Genomic DNA, 16,602 nt, shown 5'->3' with positions numbered 1-16,602 from the left:
GCCAAAAGGCGCCATTGGCCCGGCAAGATTTCGTGCCTACATCCCACGGACCTGACGCGGACCCAAAATGGTGATGTGGACTTGCCGTTTCCGTAGGGAACGGTCTACTGGCCGGATTGATTTTCCCGGCAACGACTCCTGAAAAGACCAGAAAGCGAATACGACGTGGACATCTACACCATCATATTCCTGGCGCTGGCAGTCTTCATCTTTTTGAGACTGCGTAGCGTGCTGGGGCAGCGCACGGGCAACGAGCGGCCGCCGTTCGATCGCACCGCCGCCCGCAATGCGCTGGGAGGTGCCCAGGACAACAACGTCGTGACCGTGCCGGGCAAGGTGATCGACCAGGCCCCGCTGGCGCCGACGGCCGAGCCGACCCCGCCCTCCGATCGCTGGAAGGGGCTGGCCGAGCCGGGCACTCCGCTGGCGCAGGGCCTCGATGCCATCGTCGAGAAGGATTCCACGTTCGACCCGCGCCATTTCATCTCGGGCGCCCGCGGCGCCTACGAGATGATCGTGCTGGCCTTCGCCAATGGCGACCGCCGCGCGCTGCGCGACCTGTTGTCGTCGGACGTCTATGACAGTTTCGATGCCGCGATCAAGGAACGCGAGAAGAACGAGCAGAAGACCGAGACGCGCTTCGTCTCGATCGACAAGGCCGAGCTCGTCGGCGCCGAGATGCGCGACCGCACTGCCCAGCTCACCGTGCGCTTCGTTTCGCAGATGATCTCGGCCACCCGCGACAAGGCCGGCAACATCGTCGACGGCAGCGCCGATACGGTCGCCGACATCACCGACATCTGGACTTTCGCCCGCGACACCTCCTCTCGCGATCCGAACTGGAAGCTGGTTGGCACCGGAAGCGCGAACTAAGGTCTTTCTGAAGAACAGCGCGACGGCGCTTTGCGCATGTGCCGTCGTGCTCTCGTCGTTTTCGCTCGGTGCCGAGGCGGCGCGGCGCCACCATCGCAGCCACCATCATCATCATGCCCGGCAATTGCCTGCCGCCCCGCCGCGGGCCTTGCCCTATCCGCAGCACCCCCTGCCGTTCGAAATTCCCGGCGCGCAATATCTGCCGCTGGCCTGGGCGGACGTGAAGGGTTGGGAAGACGACGACCATCTCGCCGCCTACAAGACGTTCCGCGCCAGCTGCCGGCCGATCAATGCGCAGAACGGCGCGGCCGAACCCAAGGGCTTCGAAGCCAAGGCCTTCGAAGCCAAGGCCTTGGGCGCCTCGCTGAGCGAGCCTTGCCGCGCTGCCAAGACGCTCGATCTCGCCGACGACGCCAAGGCGAAGACCTTCTTCGAGGAGAACTTCACGCCGCTGCGGATCTCGCGCCTCGGCGAGCCCGACGGTTTCGTCACTGGCTATTACGAACCGGTGCTGGAGGGGTCGCGCACGCAAACCGATGTCTACAACGTGCCGGTCTATCGCCGTCCCTCGAATCTGTTCGTGCGCGGCTACAAGCAGGATTCGGTCAGCCTGCCCAACAAGGGCCCGGTCTATCGCAAGATCGGCCGCCGCAAGCTGGTGCCCTATTACGACCGTGGCGAGATCGAGGACGGCAAGATCGCCGGCCGCGGGCTCGAGATCGCCTGGCTCAAGGATCCGACCGATCTTCTGTTCGCCCAGATCCAGGGCTCGGCACGGATCAAGTTCGAGGACGGCAGCTCGGTTCGGCTCAATTACGACGCCTATAACGGCTATCCCTACACGGCCGTCGGCCGCATCCTGATCGAGCGCGGCATCATCCCGAAAGAGGAGATGTCGATGCAGAAGATCAGGGAGTGGATGGCGCAGAACCCTGATGGTGCCAAGGACCTGCGCCGCGCGAACCGTGCCTACATCTTCTTCCGCGAGGTCAACCTCTCCGACAAGGACGAGGCGGTGGGCGCGCAAGGCATTCCGCTGACCGCCGGCCGCTCGATCGCGGTCGACAAAGCGCTGCATGTCTACGGCACGCCGTTCTTCATCGAGGGCGAGCTGCCGATCGAGTCCGAACGCGCCAAGACGCCGTTTCACCGGCTGATGATCGCGCAGGACACCGGTTCGGCCATCATCGGCCCCGCACGCGCCGATCTGTTTTTCGGCGCCGGCCAGGAGGCCGGCCGTGTCTCCGGGCGGCTGCGCCATCCCATGCGTTTTGTGATGCTGGTGCCGAAGAGCCTCGATCCCGGCCCGCGCGCCGCGAAATTGCCGATACCGGATCCCAGGCCTTCGGAGAAGATCGCAAAGCTGTTTCCGCAGACCGTCCCGGCCAAGGCGGCGACGCCTGCTGCCGCCGCGCCGCAGGACAAGAACGAAACGGTTGCCATCGCCGGTCCCGTTCCGCTACCGGTGCCGCGTCCCGCGATCGACCCTGGCTCTGAGCCGCGTCGGCCGGTGAAGAATCGCCCTCATCGGCAGCAATGAAACGATCGTCCCGTCCGCCCGTGCTGGAGCCTCGCCCCTCGCCGCGCCGCCGTGCGCTGAGCGAGGAGGAGCGCGAGCTGTGGGACCTCGTTTCGAGGCAGGTCAAGCCGCTGAGGAAGACCCGCGTGAAGACGCATGCCGCGCCGCGCCCGGAGTCGTCACCCGCCGGTCCGGCCAATCGACCGGCGTCATCGCCGCGGCCCGTCGCCGCTGCGCCGGCGCCGCGCGTGACGAAAGCGTCCATTCCGCCCCTGGCTCCGCTTGGCAAGCGCGAGCGGACGAAGCTCTCGCGCGGCCGCAGCGAGATCGAGGCGCGGCTCGATCTGCACGGCATGACCCAGACGCGCGCCCATCGCGCGCTGACTGGTTTTCTGCACCGCGCCCATCAGGATGGCCTGACCTTCGTGCTCGTCATCACCGGCAAGGGCCGCAGCGGCGGCGAAAGCGGCGTGCTCCGCCGTCAGGTGCCGGAATGGCTCAGCCTGCCGGAATTCCGCACCTTCGTCGTCGGCTTCGAGACCGCGCATATCGGCCACGGCGGCGAGGGCGCGCTGTATGTGCGGATTCGCAGGGCGAGAGGTTAGCGGTTCTACACCTCTCCCGCTTGCGGGAGCTCTTGGGGAATCCCATTGCGGAAACACCCTCTCCCCAACCCTCCCCCGCATGCGGGGGAGGGAGCGCACCTTCGATGCGGCCCAAGCAGAGCTTTAAAACGGCCGCACGATTCCGACGCGTGGGATCAGCGTGAGTATCAAGCCGAAGATGTTGGTCTTCCGATCCTCCGCCGGGATCAGCTCTGTCTCCCGAGCGGCCGGCAGCATTTTCACCGCATGCAGGATCAGGAACGTGCAGACCGCCCAGTTCGAGATCCAGCGCGAATAGTCGAACACCATCGCGAACATCACGACATAGGCGAGAGTGACGCCGACCAGCGCCGCGACGACGAGACGGCGGTGCGTTTCGCTGGCGAGTGCGCCGATCAGGTGCGCAAGATAACGCCACAACGGCGTGTGCAGCCAGATCAGCAGTGCGAACACGGGCACGCCGAGAATGTTGTGCGGCAGGCGACCCCAGGTGTCGGCAACCTCCTTCGCCAGCGGCTGGTACCAGATGTAGGCGAATTGCAGCAGGTCGGTCCGCGCGGGATCGGCCATCCGGCCTTTCAGATAGGTGACGAAATCCGCTTCGGGGATCGGCATCGTTCCCCAAAACTGCGCCGCGAAGAACAGTGCGGAGACGACGGCGAGGGCGACGCTACCGAAAGCAATGTTGGTGCGATTGCAGCCATGGGACAGGTAGTGCCTGATCGCGACGATGGTGATGATCGTCGGCACATACATCAAGAGATGAATGTGATGGATCAGCACGAGGACGATCGAGAACAGCGCGGCCGTGGCAACGAACAGCAGCGAGCCCGCGGGCATCAGCAGCAGGATGATCGCCAGTGCACAGCCATAGATGTCGAAATGGCCGAGCGTGTGCATGAAGTTCTTCAGGAAGAACGGCGAGCCCGCGGTGAAGACGAACAGCGGCAGCGTCCTCGCGGTGAAGCCGAAGGTCTTCTGAAACAGCCTCGCGTAAAGCGCCGATGTCACCAGCCATGTTGCCCCGCCGAGGGCGAACACAAGCCAGACCGGCACCTTGTCGGTGAAGAGGGCGACGACGGCGCCGATCAGCGCGCGCTTGATGAAGCCGAAATGATAGTCGACGAGGAGGTGAATATAGGGGACGTAAGGCGGCAGCTGGATCTTGTGGACGAAGACGCCAACGATGACCGCCGCGTTGATCGCGAGCAGGAGCCGCCAGGGATTCTGCGGGATGCGCGCGGTCACGCCCCACCCGAACCGGTGAGAGCAACCTCCGCTGTCGTCCCGGACAAGCGAAGCGCGACCCGGGACCCATAACCACAGGCGGTCGTTTGTGCCGGGATCGGAGCCGCCATCTGTTTCAACAAGGACCGCTGGTGGTTATGGGTCCCCGCTTTCGCAGGGACGACCGCGGATAGATAGCGGACTGCACCAAAATTACAAAATGAACCGGCTCAGATCCGCGTTCTTGGCGAGATCCCCGACGTGCTTCTGCACGAAATCCGCATCCACCTTGATCGTCTCGCCGCTGCGGTCGGGGGCGGTGAACGAGATCTCGTCCAGCACCCGCTCCATCACGGTCTGGAGCCGCCGCGCGCCGATGTTCTCGACCGTGGAGTTGACGGCCACGGCGACGTCGGCGAGCGCGTCGATCGCGCCGTCGGTGATGTCGAGCGTCACGCCCTCGGTCTGCATCAGCGCGACATATTGCTTGATCAGCGAGGCCTCGGGCTCGGTCAGGATGCGCCGCATGTCGTCGCGGGTCAGCGCCTGCAGCTCGACGCGAATCGGCAGGCGGCCCTGCAATTCCGGCAGCAGGTCGGACGGCTTGGCGACGTGGAACGCGCCCGAGGCGATGAACAGGATGTGGTCGGTCTTGACCGCGCCGTGCTTGGTCGAGACCGTGGTGCCCTCGATCAGCGGCAAGAGATCGCGCTGCACGCCCTCGCGCGAGACATCGCCGCCGACGCGGCCGTCGCGCGCGCAGATCTTGTCGATTTCGTCCAGGAACACGATGCCGTTGTTCTCGACCGCGCTGATCGCTTCCAGCGTCAGCTGCTCGGTGTCCAGCAGCTTGTCGGACTCCTCGTTGACGAGGATCTCGTGCGAGCTCTCCACCGTGAGCCGCCGCGTCTTGCTGCGGCCTCCCAACTTGCCGAAAATGTCGCCGAGCGAGATCGCGCCCATCTGCGCGCCCGGCATGCCCGGGATCTCGAACATCGGCATGCCGCCGCTGGACGATTGCGTCTCGATCTCGATCTCCTTGTCGTTGAGCTCGCCGGCGCGCAGCTTCTTGCGGAAGGATTCGCGCGTCGCCGAGCTCGCATTGGCGCCGACCAACGCATCGAGCACGCGCTCCTCGGCGGCGAGCTGGGCACGCGCCTGCACGTCCTTGCGCTTCTTCTCGCGCACCTGGGCGATCGCGACCTCGACGAGATCGCGCACGATCTGCTCGACGTCGCGGCCGACATAGCCGACCTCGGTGAATTTCGTCGCTTCCACCTTCAGGAACGGCGCATTCGCGAGCTTGGCGAGCCGTCGCGCGATTTCCGTCTTGCCGACGCCGGTGGGGCCGATCATCAGGATGTTCTTCGGCAGAACCTCCTCCCGCAAGGAGCCGGAGAGCTGTTGCCGCCGCCAGCGGTTGCGCAGCGCGATCGAGACGGCGCGCTTGGCGTCGCCCTGGCCGACGATGAAACGGTCGAGTTCGGAAACGATTTCGCGGGGAGAGAAGTCTGTCATGTGTGCTTAGCTAGGGTCAGATGCGGGCCGGGACAAGCCGCATTTCAGGTCAGATGATCGGCGGGCCCGATTGCCATTGTTTCACGGCCTCGATCGGATGGATCAGCATCAGGATGTTGAGCGTCAGATTGTCGCGAATGTGAAGCGCCAGCATGATCTCGAAGGCGATGCCGAGCAGGACGGTCGCCGTGACCGGCAGCACACGTGCAGCCAGGAACCCCAGGATCATGGCCAGATTGTCCGAGACCGAATTGACGATGCTGTCGCCGTAATAATCCAGCGAGATCGTGCCGGCGCGGTAGCGCTCGATGATGAACGGCGAGTTCTCGACGATCTCCCAGGCGCCCTCGATCAGCATGGCGACGATCAGCCGGGCGGGCCAGGACAAGGGCAGGAACGGCAGCCGTGCGAACAGCAGCCAGGTCAGGCCGTAGAACAGGAAGCCGTGCAGCACGTGCGAAAAGCTGTACCAGTCGGCGATCTGCTGCGAATTCTCCGAGCTGTTCACCACCCCATGCCAGAGCTTGATGGTGCCGCAGGTGCAGATCGGCACGCGTCCCATCCCGAAAAGAATCGCGGCCTGCAGCGCCAGCAGCAGCAGCGCGATGCCGGCCCAGCCGAGCGGTGGAAAAGCGGTCTTGGTGCGGCGGGCTTTGGCGGTGGGGGTCGCAGCAAGCGTCATGGGTCTCGGGTCATCAGGAGTGCGGGACCGTCGGGCGTGACAATGACGTGCTGCGGCACGAATCCGGCTTTCTCATAGGCACGAATGGCTCGGGCATTGGCAGGATTCGGGTCTAGCACAATGCGCGGCACACCGCGCGCGAAGAGCTGGTCGATGAAAGAACGAATGAAGGCCGAGCCGTGGCCGCATCCAAGCATGTCGGACTCGCCGATGAACTGATCGAGGCCGCGCGTCCCGACCGGCTGCGGACCGAAGCTGAGGTGCCACTGGCCGATTTGGTAGCACTGAAGATAGGCAAACGACCGGTCGCCGAGGCTGACAATGAACTGCGCCAGGTCAGGATGAGCGAGGTCGCCGCCGACGAATTCAAGTGTCTCCGGATCGTGCCACCATTCGGCGACATGGGACTCATGCAGCCACCGTCGGATCAGGGGCATGTCGGCCATGGTCATGGGACGGAAGGTGTAGTTTTGGGTCATCTATCGACCGCGGCGGCACTGCGCTCCCTCGCCCGCTTGCGGGAGAGGGTGTCTCCGCAATGGGATAATCCCCCAGAGGAGAAATCCCTCACCCGCGCCTTCGGCGCGACCTTTCCCGCAAGCGGGAGAGGTTACAGCCAGTCCGGAGCCCCGCTGCTGAGTCACAGGTCCGCCCTAACCCGCCGCCAGGCTCTCAACGGTCACATTCCGGTTGGTGTAGACGCAGATGTCGGCGGCGATGTCGAGGGAGCGGCGGACGATGGTCTCGGCGTCCTTGTCGGTGTCGAGCAGGGCCCGGGCTGCCGCAAGGGCATAGTTGCCGCCGGAGCCGATCGCCATCACGCCGGCCTCGGGCTCGAGCACGTCGCCGGTGCCCGTCAGCACCAGGGAGACGTCCTTGTCGGCGACGATCATCATGGCCTCCAGCCGCCGCAGATAGCGGTCGGTGCGCCAGTCCTTGGCGAGCTCGACCGCGGCCCGGGTCAGCTGTCCCGGATATTGCTCGAGTTTGGCTTCCAGCCGCTCGAAGAGCGTGAAGGCATCGGCGGTCGCGCCGGCAAAGCCCCCGATCACGTCGCCCTTGCCGAGCTTGCGGACCTTCCTGGCATTGGACTTGATCACGGTCTGGCCGATCGAGACCTGGCCGTCGCCGCCGACCACCACCTTGCCGCCTTTGCGGACCGTCAAGATCGTGGTGCCGTGCCAGACCGGCGAGCTGTTCTGGGAAGCCTGCATGGATGATCCTCGTTGTCCGGCCTGATTTAGGCGGTCGGAGCAAAGGGCACAACCTGGGCACAACGGGCCGTTCCGGCCCTAGATTTCGCTCACCATAGGCGGAAGTGCCGGCCTGCCGGAGCGTTCCCGCAGTAGCGAAGCCGTCATTTGGCTGTTAAAAGACCGCCGTTTTCGGGCAAACCATAGCGAAAGCTCTCAATGCGCACCGCGACGATCAAGCGCAAGACCAAGGAAACCGACATCGAGGTCTCCGTGAACCTCGATGGCACCGGCGTGTCCAATATCGCGACCGGCATCGGCTTTTTCGACCATATGCTCGATCTCCTCGCCCGCCATTCCCGCATCGACCTCACGGTCAAGGCGGTGGGCGATCTGCACATTGATCATCACCATACCACCGAAGACACCGGCATCGCGCTCGGCCAGGCGGTCAGGCAGGCGCTCGGCAACATGGTGGGCATCACCCGCTATGCCGGGGTGCACATGCCCATGGACGAGACGCTCTCGCGCGTGGTCATCGACATCTCGGGCCGCCCCTTCCTGGTGTTCAAGGTCGATTTCCCCCGCGACAAGATCGGCGAGTTCGACACCGAGCTGGTGCGCGAGTGGTTCCAGGCCTTCGCCATCAACGCCGGCGTGACTCTCCACGTCGAGACACTATATGGCGATAACAGCCACCATATCGCCGAGTCCTGCTTCAAGGGTCTGGCGCGGGCGCTGCGCACCGCCGTTGCGATCGATCCGAAGGCGGCGGGCGAAATCCCGTCCACCAAGGGCTCGCTCGGCGGCTGACATTCCGTCCCGCGGCAAGGCGCGCTGCTTGCGGTATCATTGATTCAGAGAACGGGGCATCACCATGCCTGTCTACACAGTCCACGCTCCCTTCCCTGGCGGAGCCGATCTGCGCGCGACCGACAAGTTCGTCTTCGTGCGCGACGGCTTCCATTTCTGGGCGATGATCTTCGGTCCGTTCTGGCTGCTGTGGAATCGGCTGTGGCTGGCGCTGATTGGCTGGGTGCTTTTCACGGCCGCGTTCAGCGCGGGGCTGTCCAGCCTCGGTGTCGGCCGCAGCTCGGTCGTCTTTGCCAATCTCATCATCGCGCTGCTGATGGGGTTCGAAGCCTCGAGCCTGCGCCGCTGGACCTTGTCGCGCGGCAAATGGCGGCAGCTCGACGTGGTGGTTGCCGACAACGGCGACACCGCCGAGCGCCGCTTCTTCGAGCGCTGGAGCCAGAAGCAGCACGGCATCGTCAACGATCAATGGGCCATCGATCGCGGCGGTCCGCCGCCGACCCGCACCACGCAGGGTCAGTCGTTTTCGAACCCGCCGCCACTTCCGGCCGGCGGCATCATTGGATTGTTTCCAGAACCGGGAGGGTCAAGATGAGCGTCGCCATCATCGATTACGGTTCCGGCAATCTGCATTCCGCCGCCAAGGCGTTCGAGCGCGCCGCGCGCAGCATGGAGAGCCCGCAAAAGGTCTTCGTCACCAGCGATCCGGACCAGGCTTACAGTGCCGATCGTCTGGTGCTGCCGGGCGTCGGCGCCTTCGCCGATTGCCGGCGCGGCCTTGATGCCGTCAACGGCATGGTCGAGGCGATCACCGAGGCGGTGCGGGTCAAGGCGCGGCCCTTTTTCGGCATCTGCGTCGGCATGCAGCTGATGGCGAGCCGCGGCAAGGAACATGTCATCACCGAAGGCCTGAACTGGATCGGCGGTGACGTCGAGAAAATTACGCCACGCGATGAAAGCCTGAAGATCCCGCACATGGGCTGGAATACGCTCGAGGTGCTCAGGGAGCATCCGGTGCTGAACAAGCTGCCGCTCGGCCCGAAGGGCCAGCACGCTTATTTCGTGCACTCCTATCACCTCAATCCCGCCAGCGAGGCGGACGTGCTCGCGCGCGCCGATTACGGCGGGCCCGTCACCGCGATCGTGGCGAAGGACACCGCCATCGGCACGCAATTCCACCCCGAGAAGAGCCAGCGTTTCGGCCTGGCCCTGATCTCGAACTTTTTGCGATGGAAGCCGTGATTCTCTTTCCCGCGATCGACCTCAAGAACGGCCAGTGCGTGCGCCTCGAGCAAGGTGACATGGCGCGCGCGACCGTGTTCAACCTCAATCCGGCCGCGCAGGCACAGAGCTTTGCCGAGCAGGGCTTCGAATATCTCCACGTCGTCGACCTCGACGGCGCCTTCGCAGGCAAGCCCGTGAACGCGCAGGCCGTCGAGGCGATGCTGAAGACGATCAAGATCCCGGTGCAGCTCGGCGGCGGCATTCGCGATCTCAAGACCGTCGAAGCCTGGCTCGACAAGGGCATCACCCGCGTCATCATCGGCACCGCCGCGGTGCGCGACCCCGAACTGGTGAAGTCTGCGGCGAAGAAGTTTCCCGGCCGCGTCGCCGTGGGCCTCGATGCCCGCGACGGCAAGGTCGCGGTCGAAGGCTGGGCCGAGACCTCTGAGGTCACGGTGCTCGAGATCGCAAAGCGTTTCGAGGATGCCGGCGTCGCCGCCATCATCTTCACCGACATCGCGCGCGACGGCCTGCTCAAGGGCCTGAACCTGGAGGCGACCATTGCGCTCGCCGAGGCCATCTCCATCCCCGTGATCGCCTCCGGCGGCCTCGCCTCGATCGAGGACGTCAAGGCGATGCTGACGCCGCGCGCCAGGAAGCTCGCCGGCGCGATTGCCGGCCGCGCGCTCTACGACGGCCGGCTCGATCCCGCCGCCGCCCTCGCCTTGATCCGCAACGCGCGCACTTAGGAGACATCGGATGTTCAAGGTGCGCGTGATCCCCTGCCTCGACGTCAAGGACGGTCGCGTCGTCAAGGGCGTCAACTTCGTCGATCTCAGGGATGCCGGCGATCCCGTCGAAGCCGCGATCGCCTATGACGCCGCCGGCGCCGACGAGCTCACCTTCCTCGACATCACCGCGACCCATGAGAACCGCGGCATCATGCTGGACGTGGTCCGGCGCACGGCGGAAGCCTGCTTCATGCCCGTCACCGTCGGCGGCGGCGTGCGCGAGGTCAACGACATCAAGACGCTGCTGCGCGCCGGTGCCGACAAGGTCTCGATCAACAGCGCCGCCGTGGCGCGGCGCGAGTTCGTCAAGGAAGCCGCCGAAAAATTCGGCGAGCAGTGCGTGGTGGTCGCGATCGACGCCAAGCGCGTCAAGCGCCCCGGCGGCGACCGCTGGGAGATATTTACTCATGGCGGGCGCAACTCGACCGGCATCGATGCGATCGAATATGCCCAGGAAGTGGTCTCGCTCGGGGCCGGTGAGATCCTGCTCACCTCGATGGATCGCGACGGCACCCGGCAGGGGTTCGACATTCCACTGACCCGTGCGATCGCCGACAGTATTCCCGTTCCCGTGATCGCCTCCGGCGGCGTCGGCAATCTCGACCATCTCGTCGACGGTATCCGCGACGGGCACGCCACGGCCGTGCTGGCCGCCTCGATCTTCCATTTCGGGGAATTCACCATCCGCGAAGCCAAGGAGCACATGGCGCGGCGCGGGCTGCCGATGCGCCTCGATGCCTGACGACTCCGGTTCATAACGATGCTAGATTGGCGGGCGGAGATGGCCGCCGTGGTCCTGTGTGTTTGCGAGTGAGTCCGATGCCGCGTTTCACGATCCACGATCTGGCCGAGACCATCGACGCCCGCGCGGCCTCCGGTGGTGAAGCCTCCTATACCCGCAAGCTCCTCGACAAGGGCGCCGAGCATTGCGCCAAGAAGTTCGGCGAGGAAGCAGTCGAAACCGTAATCGCTGCAGTCGAAAACGATCGCGCGCATCTGATCGCTGAAAGCGCCGACCTGCTCTATCATTTCCTTGTGCTGCTCAAGGTCCGCGGCGTAAAGCTGGAAGAGGTCGAAGCCGCGCTGGACAAGCGGACGAACATGTCAGGGCTGGAAGAGAAGGCGTCGCGCAAGAGCGGCAGCTAGAGGGTTTGTTTGAGCATGGTCTCTTCGGAAAACCGCTTCATACTTTTCCGGATCAGGCTCTGGTCGTAACGGAAAGGCGGCGTTATGGATATCCGCGCACCCGAGCAGCAGTATAATCCGTACCGCGTCTATACGCGCGAGCAGTGGGCGCGCCTCCGCGACGATACGCCGATGACGCTGGAGCCGGGTGAATTCGACCGGCTGCGCTCGCTGCACGACCGCCTCGATCTCCAGGAAGTCGAGGACATTTATCTTCCGCTGTCGCGGCTGTTGTCGATCTATGTCGATGCCATGCAACGCCTGTATTACGCAGAGCGCCAGTTCCTCAACATCAGGGACCGCAAGGTCCCCTACATCATCGGCGTCGCAGGCTCGGTTGCGGTCGGGAAATCCACCACGGCGCGCGTTCTTCAGGCGCTGCTGGCGCGCTGGTCGCCGCGGCCGAAGGTCGAGCTGATCACCACCGACGGATTCCTCTATCCCAACGCGGTGCTCGAGCGGCACGGCATGATGCAGAAGAAGGGTTTTCCGGAGAGCTACGATCTGCCCCTGCTGCTCAGCTTCCTCTCCGACATCAAGGCCGGCCGCCGCCACGTGCGCGCGCCGGTCTATTCGCATCTGACCTACGACATCGTGCCGAACCAGTGGGCCGAGATCGACCAGCCCGACATCCTGATCGTCGAGGGCGTCAACGTGCTGCAAACCGGCAAGCTGCCGCGTGACGGCAAGGCGGTGCCTGTCGTCTCCGACTTCTTCGATTTCTCGGTCTACATCGACGCCGACGAGACGGCACTGCGGCAATGGTACATCAAGCGCTTCCTGGCGCTGCGCGACACCGCATTCACCAATCCAAAATCCTACTTCAACCGCTACGCGCTGCTGTCGGACGAGGAAGCCACGGCCACCGCGATCGCGATCTGGGAACGCACCAACCTCGCCAATCTCGAGGACAACATCCTGCCGACCCGTCCCCGGGCGACGCTGATCCTGAAGAAGGGCGCCGACCACACGGTAGAGAGCGTGGCGCTCAGGCGGCTATGACGGCGACCTGAACACGGCGCTGGCTGGTTTGCGCGATAGGTATCTTTTGTTGCAGACCAACAATCGGTATTCCGCTATTCCTTTGGAAACGGCGGGAAAGGCACCATGGTCGATCGTCTCAGAAGCGCTGCGGAGCAGCTCGAAGCGCCGATCTGTCCCGACTGCCAGGTCGAGATGAAGTGGTTCCGCTCCGAACTGCTCGCGGACGAGCCGACCCCGATCATCGCGCATCTCTTCGTGTGCCCGCATTGCAAGCGCGCGGCCAAGGTAGAAACCATCTTCCGGGGAAGCCAGGCGCCGCCTGAAAAGCTGTCTGCGCCGCGGTTTATTGCTTATGCCGCATGACATTCCGGGTCGGCCGGATAAGTCCGGCCGGTGCCCGTCGCCCGCTCGGGGCTCGGAATGACCATCATTTGCGGACCCCCTGTTGCGCCTTCGAGGCGACGAAGATGTGCCACGTCGTCAGAAACATTGCGGCGACGAGCGGGCCGATGACGAAGCCGTTCGCTCCGAAGGTCGCAAGGCCGCCCAGGGTGGCAAGCAGCACGACATAGCTCGGCATCTGGATCGACTGGCCGACCAGGATCGGGCGGAGAAAATTGTCCGCGAGGCCAATGACGAAGGTACCGAACGCGAGCAGAATGAGGCCCTTCGTGACTGCGCCCGACACAAGCAGATAAAGTGCGGCCGGAACCCAAATCAGGGCGGAGCCGAGCACGGGCAGCAGCGAAACCAGCGCCATGAGCGCGCCCGCCAGCAGCGGCGCAGTCAAGCCGAGCAGCCAGAAGATGAGCCCACCAAGCGCCCCCTGTATCAGGGCGACGAGAACGATCCCCTTGATCGTTCCGCGAACCGCGAGGGTGAACGCATCGAGGATTTCGGCGGTCTGGCTCGGGCGCAGCGGGAGTGCGTCGCGAATGCGTGTGCTCAGGTCTTCGCCGTCGCGCAGCAGGAAGAACAGCAGGTACAGCATCACGAGCAGGCTTGCGACGAACTCCAGCGTCAGCTGGCCGATGTTGATCGCATGCCCGGCCAGCTGTTGGCCGGCTGGGACGACCAGGCCCGACAGGCGTTCCTTCAGGGCCGAAAGATCCATGCGGGCCAGGCGATCTGACAGCGAAGCAGCCCAGCCAGGCAGTGCGGATCTCAATTGCTCCAGGGGATGAGCGAAACTGATCTCTCCGCTCTGAACGCGCTGATACAGCTCCCCGCCCTGGTCGACGAGCGAAGCGATGACGACCGCCACCGGGATCAGGACCATGACGATCACGACGACGACAGTGAACAATGCGGCAAGGTTGTGCTTGCCCGGGAGGGTTTTCAGGGCGCGCCGATAGAGGGGTGCGAAGATGATGGCCAGCAGGACGGCCCACAACAATGCGCCGGAGAATGGCCAAAGCACCCACCCGAACGCAACGGAGATCGCGGCAAGCAAGAAGAGGAATGAGCGGTCTTCTGATGTTCTCACGTAGTCGCCAGCCTTTCAGTCGCTCGTCATAGGATGTCCGTATCACAACAACGTGGCGGAGCGGAAAGTCACGGCCGGATGCCAAGCCCCTCACCTGCCTGCTTTCGTGTTCCAGTCCGCAAGCTTGATGCGCCCTGCGAAGGTGGCGGGGCCGGAGCCGTTGGTCTTGTAGGCGAAGGCTTCGCCTTCCCGACGCGCAACGCGCTCGACTTCAATTAGCGATTGCCGGCGGGGATCGGGTTCCCGTGATCCGGGACTGCCAGATGCCGCGATGCGGCCAGCCCGGCCAGCGCCTCGTCCAGCTTCTCCCGGTCGAGCGGCTTGATCAGAAATCCGTTCATGCCCGCCTCGAAGCAGGCATGGCGATCCTCCGCCAGCGTGTTGGCGGTGAGCGCCAGGACCGGCGTGTGCTGACCGCCCGTGGCGGCCTCATGCGCGCGGATGCGTTTTGTTGCCTCGATGCCGTCGAGCTGCGGCATCTGGATGTCCATCAGCACGAGATCGTAGGGCGTGCCGGCGGATGAGGCGGCGAGCCAGGATTCCAGCGCGGCCTCGCCATGGACGGCGATGACGACGCGGTGACCGAGCTTGGTCAGCAGCGAGCGCATCAACAATGCGTTGATCTCGTTGTCCTCGGCGACGAGGATCGACCGGCTCTTCGCCGGCGCTGGACCGGTGGATGCGGCCGGCGGCTCCGGCGCGAGATCGGGCGAGGCGACCTCCGGCGTCAGGGCGAGGCGAGCTGCGAGCGAGGCCGCCCGCAGCGGCTTCATCAGAAAGCCGGTGAAGGCCGGCGACAGCTTCTCGTGGCGCGAGCTCGACGTCAGCAGCACGAGGCGCTGCAAGGCATGCGCGCGGGCCGCTTCACCCAGGTGGTCGGCAATGGCAGGACCGATCGCACGATCGATCAGCACCGCGTGCCATGAGCGTTCCGGCAGCAGCGCTTCGGCGACCGCCGCATCCGCAACCAGGCAGGTCTGGCCGCCCCAGCGCGCAAGGCGCCGCGCGATCAACGAAGCCTCGATGCCGTCGGCGACGAGGAGCATCGACTTGCCGGTGAGATCCGGGCTCGGAAATGCAATCTGCCCGGCGCCGGCTTGCGACGGCGGAAGCGGCACCGCGACCTCGAAGGTCGAGCCCCTGTCCGGCTCGCTCGTGAGCGTGATCCGGCCGCCCATGCGCTTGACGATGCGTTCGCTGATGGCAAGGCCGAGCCCGGTGCCGCCATAGGTGCGGGCAACGCGCTGGTCGGCCTGCTCGAATTCGCGGAAGATGCGCTGCTGGGCTTCGGCTGCGATGCCGATGCCGGTATCGCGGACCAGGAAGCTGATCTCGTTCGGCCAGATGCCGGGCTCGACGATCAGCGCAACGCCGCCGCCCGCGGTGAACTTGATGGCGTTGCCGGCGAGGTTGAGCAGTACCTGGCGCAGCCGCGCTGCGTCGCCGATCACCTCGAGCGGCAGGCGCTCGTCGACATAGGCGGCAATCTCGAGCGTCTTCGCCTGCGCGCGCGGCGCGAGCAGCTCGGTGATCTCCTCGACCAGGGTCGAGAGCGCGAAGGGACGTTGATCGAGGTCGAGCTTGCCGGCCTCGATCTTGGAATAGTCCAGCAATTCCTCGATCAGCGCCATCAAGGCTTCGCCCGAGGTCTTCACCGCCCTGGCATAGGTCGCCTGCTCCGGCGTCAGATTGGTGTCGAGCAACAGGCCGCCCATGCCGATGATGCCGTTGAGCGGCGTGCGGATCTCGTGCGAGGCCATCGCGAGGAAGCGCGACTTGGCGCGGTTGGCGGCATCGGCCTGGTCGCGGGCGTCGGACAGCGCGCGTTCGGTCTCGGTGCGGTCGGTGACGTCGCGTCCCACGCTCTGCAGCTCGGCGGGCTGTCCGGCGTCGAGCCGGACATAGCCCTCGCGCCAGGCGATCCAGCGCGCGCCGAGCGGAGTTGCGATCTTCTGGTCGTGGATGCGCGTGCCGTTGCTCTCGCGGGCGTTGTCGCCCTGCTCCAGCACGTCGAAATCGAAGCGCGTGCCGACAAGTGCGCCGCGCGCCTGCCCTGCGAGCGCGCAATAGGCCTCGTTGGCAAAGGTGATGCGGCCCTCCGTGTCGCGCAGCACGATGAGGTCGCCCTGCTGTTCGAACAGGCTGCGGGCGCGTTCTTCCGCTTCCTTCAGCTCCCAGTTGCGGTCAATCAAGGCCTCATTGTGGGCGGCGAGCATGCGCAGCCGCTTGCCCACGAAGCGCAGACGCATGCTCAGCGTCGCAAGGCCGAGGCAAGCGAGCGCGAACAGGAAGCTCGCGCCGATCGCAAAGGCGTGGGGATCGTAGGCGGAATTCTCCGAGCGGCTGCCGGACACGAAACCATAGGCGCCGCCGAAGGTCGCCGAGAAGATCATGAAGGAGCGGATCGCGAAGGCAATGCGGGGGTGCTGCCGCCTGAAGCGGCGCATGCGCACCTTGATCCGGAACGTCCGACCCATCGCCACCTGACCCGACTCTCTTGCT

General features: G+C 65.0%; 18 protein-coding genes. 11 read left to right on the top strand and 7 right to left on the bottom strand.

Features of this window, described 5'->3' with window-relative positions:
* Positions 1–165 precede the first annotated feature (165 nt).
* Genes XH96_RS00990 through XH96_RS00980 form a run of 3 tightly spaced genes read left to right on the top strand, consistent with a single transcriptional unit; the run spans position 166 to position 2,997 of the window.
* Positions 166–873, top strand: coding sequence for a Tim44/TimA family putative adaptor protein (locus tag XH96_RS00990; protein ID WP_194390672.1), 708 nt, complete (start codon positions 166–168; stop codon positions 871–873).
* Positions 851–2,413 (top strand): murein transglycosylase A, encoded by a 1,563-nt coding sequence (locus tag XH96_RS00985; protein ID WP_194390671.1) that lies wholly within the window; start codon positions 851–853, stop codon positions 2,411–2,413. The genes XH96_RS00990 and XH96_RS00985 overlap by 23 nt, the downstream gene beginning before the upstream one ends.
* Positions 2,410–2,997: a Smr/MutS family protein gene (locus XH96_RS00980; protein WP_194390670.1), complete on the top strand. Its 588-nt coding sequence runs from the start codon at positions 2,410–2,412 to the stop codon at positions 2,995–2,997. The genes XH96_RS00985 and XH96_RS00980 overlap by 4 nt, the downstream gene beginning before the upstream one ends.
* A gap of 123 nt (positions 2,998–3,120) precedes the next feature.
* Here XH96_RS00980 and XH96_RS00975 read toward each other — a convergent pair whose 3' ends face one another.
* The 5 genes from XH96_RS00975 to hslV form a co-directional block, all read right to left on the bottom strand.
* Positions 3,121–4,245 (bottom strand): hypothetical protein, encoded by a 1,125-nt coding sequence (locus XH96_RS00975; protein WP_194390669.1) that lies wholly within the window; start codon positions 4,243–4,245, stop codon positions 3,121–3,123.
* Between the two features lie 192 nt (positions 4,246–4,437).
* On the bottom strand, positions 4,438–5,742 hold the full coding sequence (gene hslU, locus XH96_RS00970; protein WP_194390668.1) for an ATP-dependent protease ATPase subunit HslU: 1,305 nt from the start codon (positions 5,740–5,742) through the stop codon (positions 4,438–4,440).
* Between the two features lie 49 nt (positions 5,743–5,791).
* Positions 5,792–6,424, bottom strand: a complete 633-nt coding sequence (locus XH96_RS00965) for a DUF2585 domain-containing protein (protein ID WP_194390667.1) — start codon at positions 6,422–6,424, stop codon at positions 5,792–5,794.
* On the bottom strand, positions 6,421–6,903 hold the full coding sequence (locus XH96_RS00960) for a GNAT family N-acetyltransferase (protein ID WP_194390666.1): 483 nt from the start codon (positions 6,901–6,903) through the stop codon (positions 6,421–6,423). Before XH96_RS00960 ends, XH96_RS00965 begins: the two co-directional genes overlap by 4 nt.
* 174 nt (positions 6,904–7,077) lie before the next feature.
* Positions 7,078–7,638, bottom strand: a complete 561-nt coding sequence (gene hslV / locus XH96_RS00955; protein WP_194390665.1) for an ATP-dependent protease subunit HslV — start codon at positions 7,636–7,638, stop codon at positions 7,078–7,080.
* A 198-nt stretch (positions 7,639–7,836) separates the two neighbouring features.
* On the opposite strand from hslV, the gene hisB reads away from it, so the two are divergent.
* The 8 genes from hisB to XH96_RS00915 all read left to right on the top strand — a co-directional run bounded on the left by hisB (position 7,837) and on the right by XH96_RS00915 (position 12,977).
* On the top strand, positions 7,837–8,430 hold the full coding sequence (gene hisB, locus XH96_RS00950; RefSeq protein ID WP_194390664.1) for an imidazoleglycerol-phosphate dehydratase HisB: 594 nt from the start codon (positions 7,837–7,839) through the stop codon (positions 8,428–8,430).
* A 64-nt stretch (positions 8,431–8,494) separates the two neighbouring features.
* On the top strand, positions 8,495–9,025 hold the full coding sequence (locus XH96_RS00945; RefSeq protein ID WP_194390663.1) for a DUF2628 domain-containing protein: 531 nt from the start codon (positions 8,495–8,497) through the stop codon (positions 9,023–9,025).
* The gene (hisH, locus tag XH96_RS00940; protein ID WP_194390662.1) at positions 9,022–9,672 is read left to right on the top strand and encodes an imidazole glycerol phosphate synthase subunit HisH; all 651 of its coding nucleotides are present in this window, start codon (positions 9,022–9,024) and stop codon (positions 9,670–9,672) included. The genes XH96_RS00945 and hisH overlap by 4 nt, the downstream gene beginning before the upstream one ends.
* Positions 9,669–10,403 carry a 1-(5-phosphoribosyl)-5-[(5-phosphoribosylamino)methylideneamino]imidazole-4-carboxamide isomerase gene (hisA, locus tag XH96_RS00935; protein ID WP_061880031.1) on the top strand — a complete coding sequence of 245 codons (735 nt, stop codon included), beginning with the start codon at positions 9,669–9,671 and terminating at the stop codon, positions 10,401–10,403. The genes hisH and hisA overlap by 4 nt, the downstream gene beginning before the upstream one ends.
* 10 nt (positions 10,404–10,413) lie before the next feature.
* On the top strand, positions 10,414–11,187 hold the full coding sequence (gene hisF, locus XH96_RS00930) for an imidazole glycerol phosphate synthase subunit HisF (RefSeq protein WP_061023640.1): 774 nt from the start codon (positions 10,414–10,416) through the stop codon (positions 11,185–11,187).
* 77 nt (positions 11,188–11,264) lie between these two features.
* Positions 11,265–11,591 (top strand): phosphoribosyl-ATP diphosphatase, encoded by a 327-nt coding sequence (locus XH96_RS00925; RefSeq protein WP_028180742.1) that lies wholly within the window; start codon positions 11,265–11,267, stop codon positions 11,589–11,591.
* An 84-nt stretch (positions 11,592–11,675) separates the two neighbouring features.
* Positions 11,676–12,632: a type I pantothenate kinase gene (gene coaA, locus XH96_RS00920; protein WP_131870591.1), complete on the top strand. Its 957-nt coding sequence runs from the start codon at positions 11,676–11,678 to the stop codon at positions 12,630–12,632.
* A 105-nt stretch (positions 12,633–12,737) separates the two neighbouring features.
* A complete protein-coding gene (locus tag XH96_RS00915; protein WP_194390661.1) occupies positions 12,738–12,977 on the top strand; it encodes a hypothetical protein in 240 nt (79 codons plus the stop codon).
* A gap of 64 nt (positions 12,978–13,041) precedes the next feature.
* On the opposite strand, the gene XH96_RS00910 is transcribed toward XH96_RS00915, so the two are convergent.
* Positions 13,042–14,067, bottom strand: coding sequence for an AI-2E family transporter (locus XH96_RS00910; protein ID WP_371739928.1), 1,026 nt, complete (start codon positions 14,065–14,067; stop codon positions 13,042–13,044).
* Positions 14,068–14,315: 248 nt separating this feature from the next.
* On the bottom strand, positions 14,316–16,577 hold the full coding sequence (locus XH96_RS00905) for an ATP-binding protein (protein WP_194390659.1): 2,262 nt from the start codon (positions 16,575–16,577) through the stop codon (positions 14,316–14,318).
* Between the last annotated feature and the right edge of the window lie 25 nt (positions 16,578–16,602).

Origin of the sequence: Bradyrhizobium sp. CCBAU 51765 (assembly GCF_015291725.1) — a bacterium.
Classification (GTDB): domain Bacteria; phylum Pseudomonadota; class Alphaproteobacteria; order Rhizobiales; family Xanthobacteraceae; genus Bradyrhizobium; species Bradyrhizobium liaoningense.
Note: the sequence above shows the minus strand (reverse complement) of the source record. Positions and strands in the feature narration are given on the sequence as shown.

What these genes read in the sequence shown, in the direction of transcription:
- hisH (WP_194390662.1), top strand. Translation starts at nt 9,022, where the DNA reads ATGAGCGTCGCCATCATCGATTACGGTTCCGGCAATCTGCATTCCGCC.
- XH96_RS00925 (WP_028180742.1), top strand. Translation starts at nt 11,265, where the DNA reads ATGCCGCGTTTCACGATCCACGATCTGGCCGAGACCATCGACGCCCGC.
- hisB (WP_194390664.1), top strand. Translation starts at nt 7,837, where the DNA reads ATGCGCACCGCGACGATCAAGCGCAAGACCAAGGAAACCGACATCGAG.
- XH96_RS00965 (WP_194390667.1), bottom strand. Translation starts at nt 6,424, where the DNA reads ATGACGCTTGCTGCGACCCCCACCGCCAAAGCCCGCCGCACCAAGACC.
- XH96_RS00905 (WP_194390659.1), bottom strand. Translation starts at nt 16,577, where the DNA reads ATGGGTCGGACGTTCCGGATCAAGGTGCGCATGCGCCGCTTCAGGCGG.
- hisF (WP_061023640.1), top strand. Translation starts at nt 10,414, where the DNA reads ATGTTCAAGGTGCGCGTGATCCCCTGCCTCGACGTCAAGGACGGTCGC.
- hslU (WP_194390668.1), bottom strand. Translation starts at nt 5,742, where the DNA reads ATGACAGACTTCTCTCCCCGCGAAATCGTTTCCGAACTCGACCGTTTC.
- XH96_RS00945 (WP_194390663.1), top strand. Translation starts at nt 8,495, where the DNA reads ATGCCTGTCTACACAGTCCACGCTCCCTTCCCTGGCGGAGCCGATCTG.
- XH96_RS00960 (WP_194390666.1), bottom strand. Translation starts at nt 6,903, where the DNA reads ATGACCCAAAACTACACCTTCCGTCCCATGACCATGGCCGACATGCCC.
- coaA (WP_131870591.1), top strand. Translation starts at nt 11,676, where the DNA reads ATGGATATCCGCGCACCCGAGCAGCAGTATAATCCGTACCGCGTCTAT.
- XH96_RS00915 (WP_194390661.1), top strand. Translation starts at nt 12,738, where the DNA reads ATGGTCGATCGTCTCAGAAGCGCTGCGGAGCAGCTCGAAGCGCCGATC.
- hslV (WP_194390665.1), bottom strand. Translation starts at nt 7,638, where the DNA reads ATGCAGGCTTCCCAGAACAGCTCGCCGGTCTGGCACGGCACCACGATC.
- XH96_RS00980 (WP_194390670.1), top strand. Translation starts at nt 2,410, where the DNA reads ATGAAACGATCGTCCCGTCCGCCCGTGCTGGAGCCTCGCCCCTCGCCG.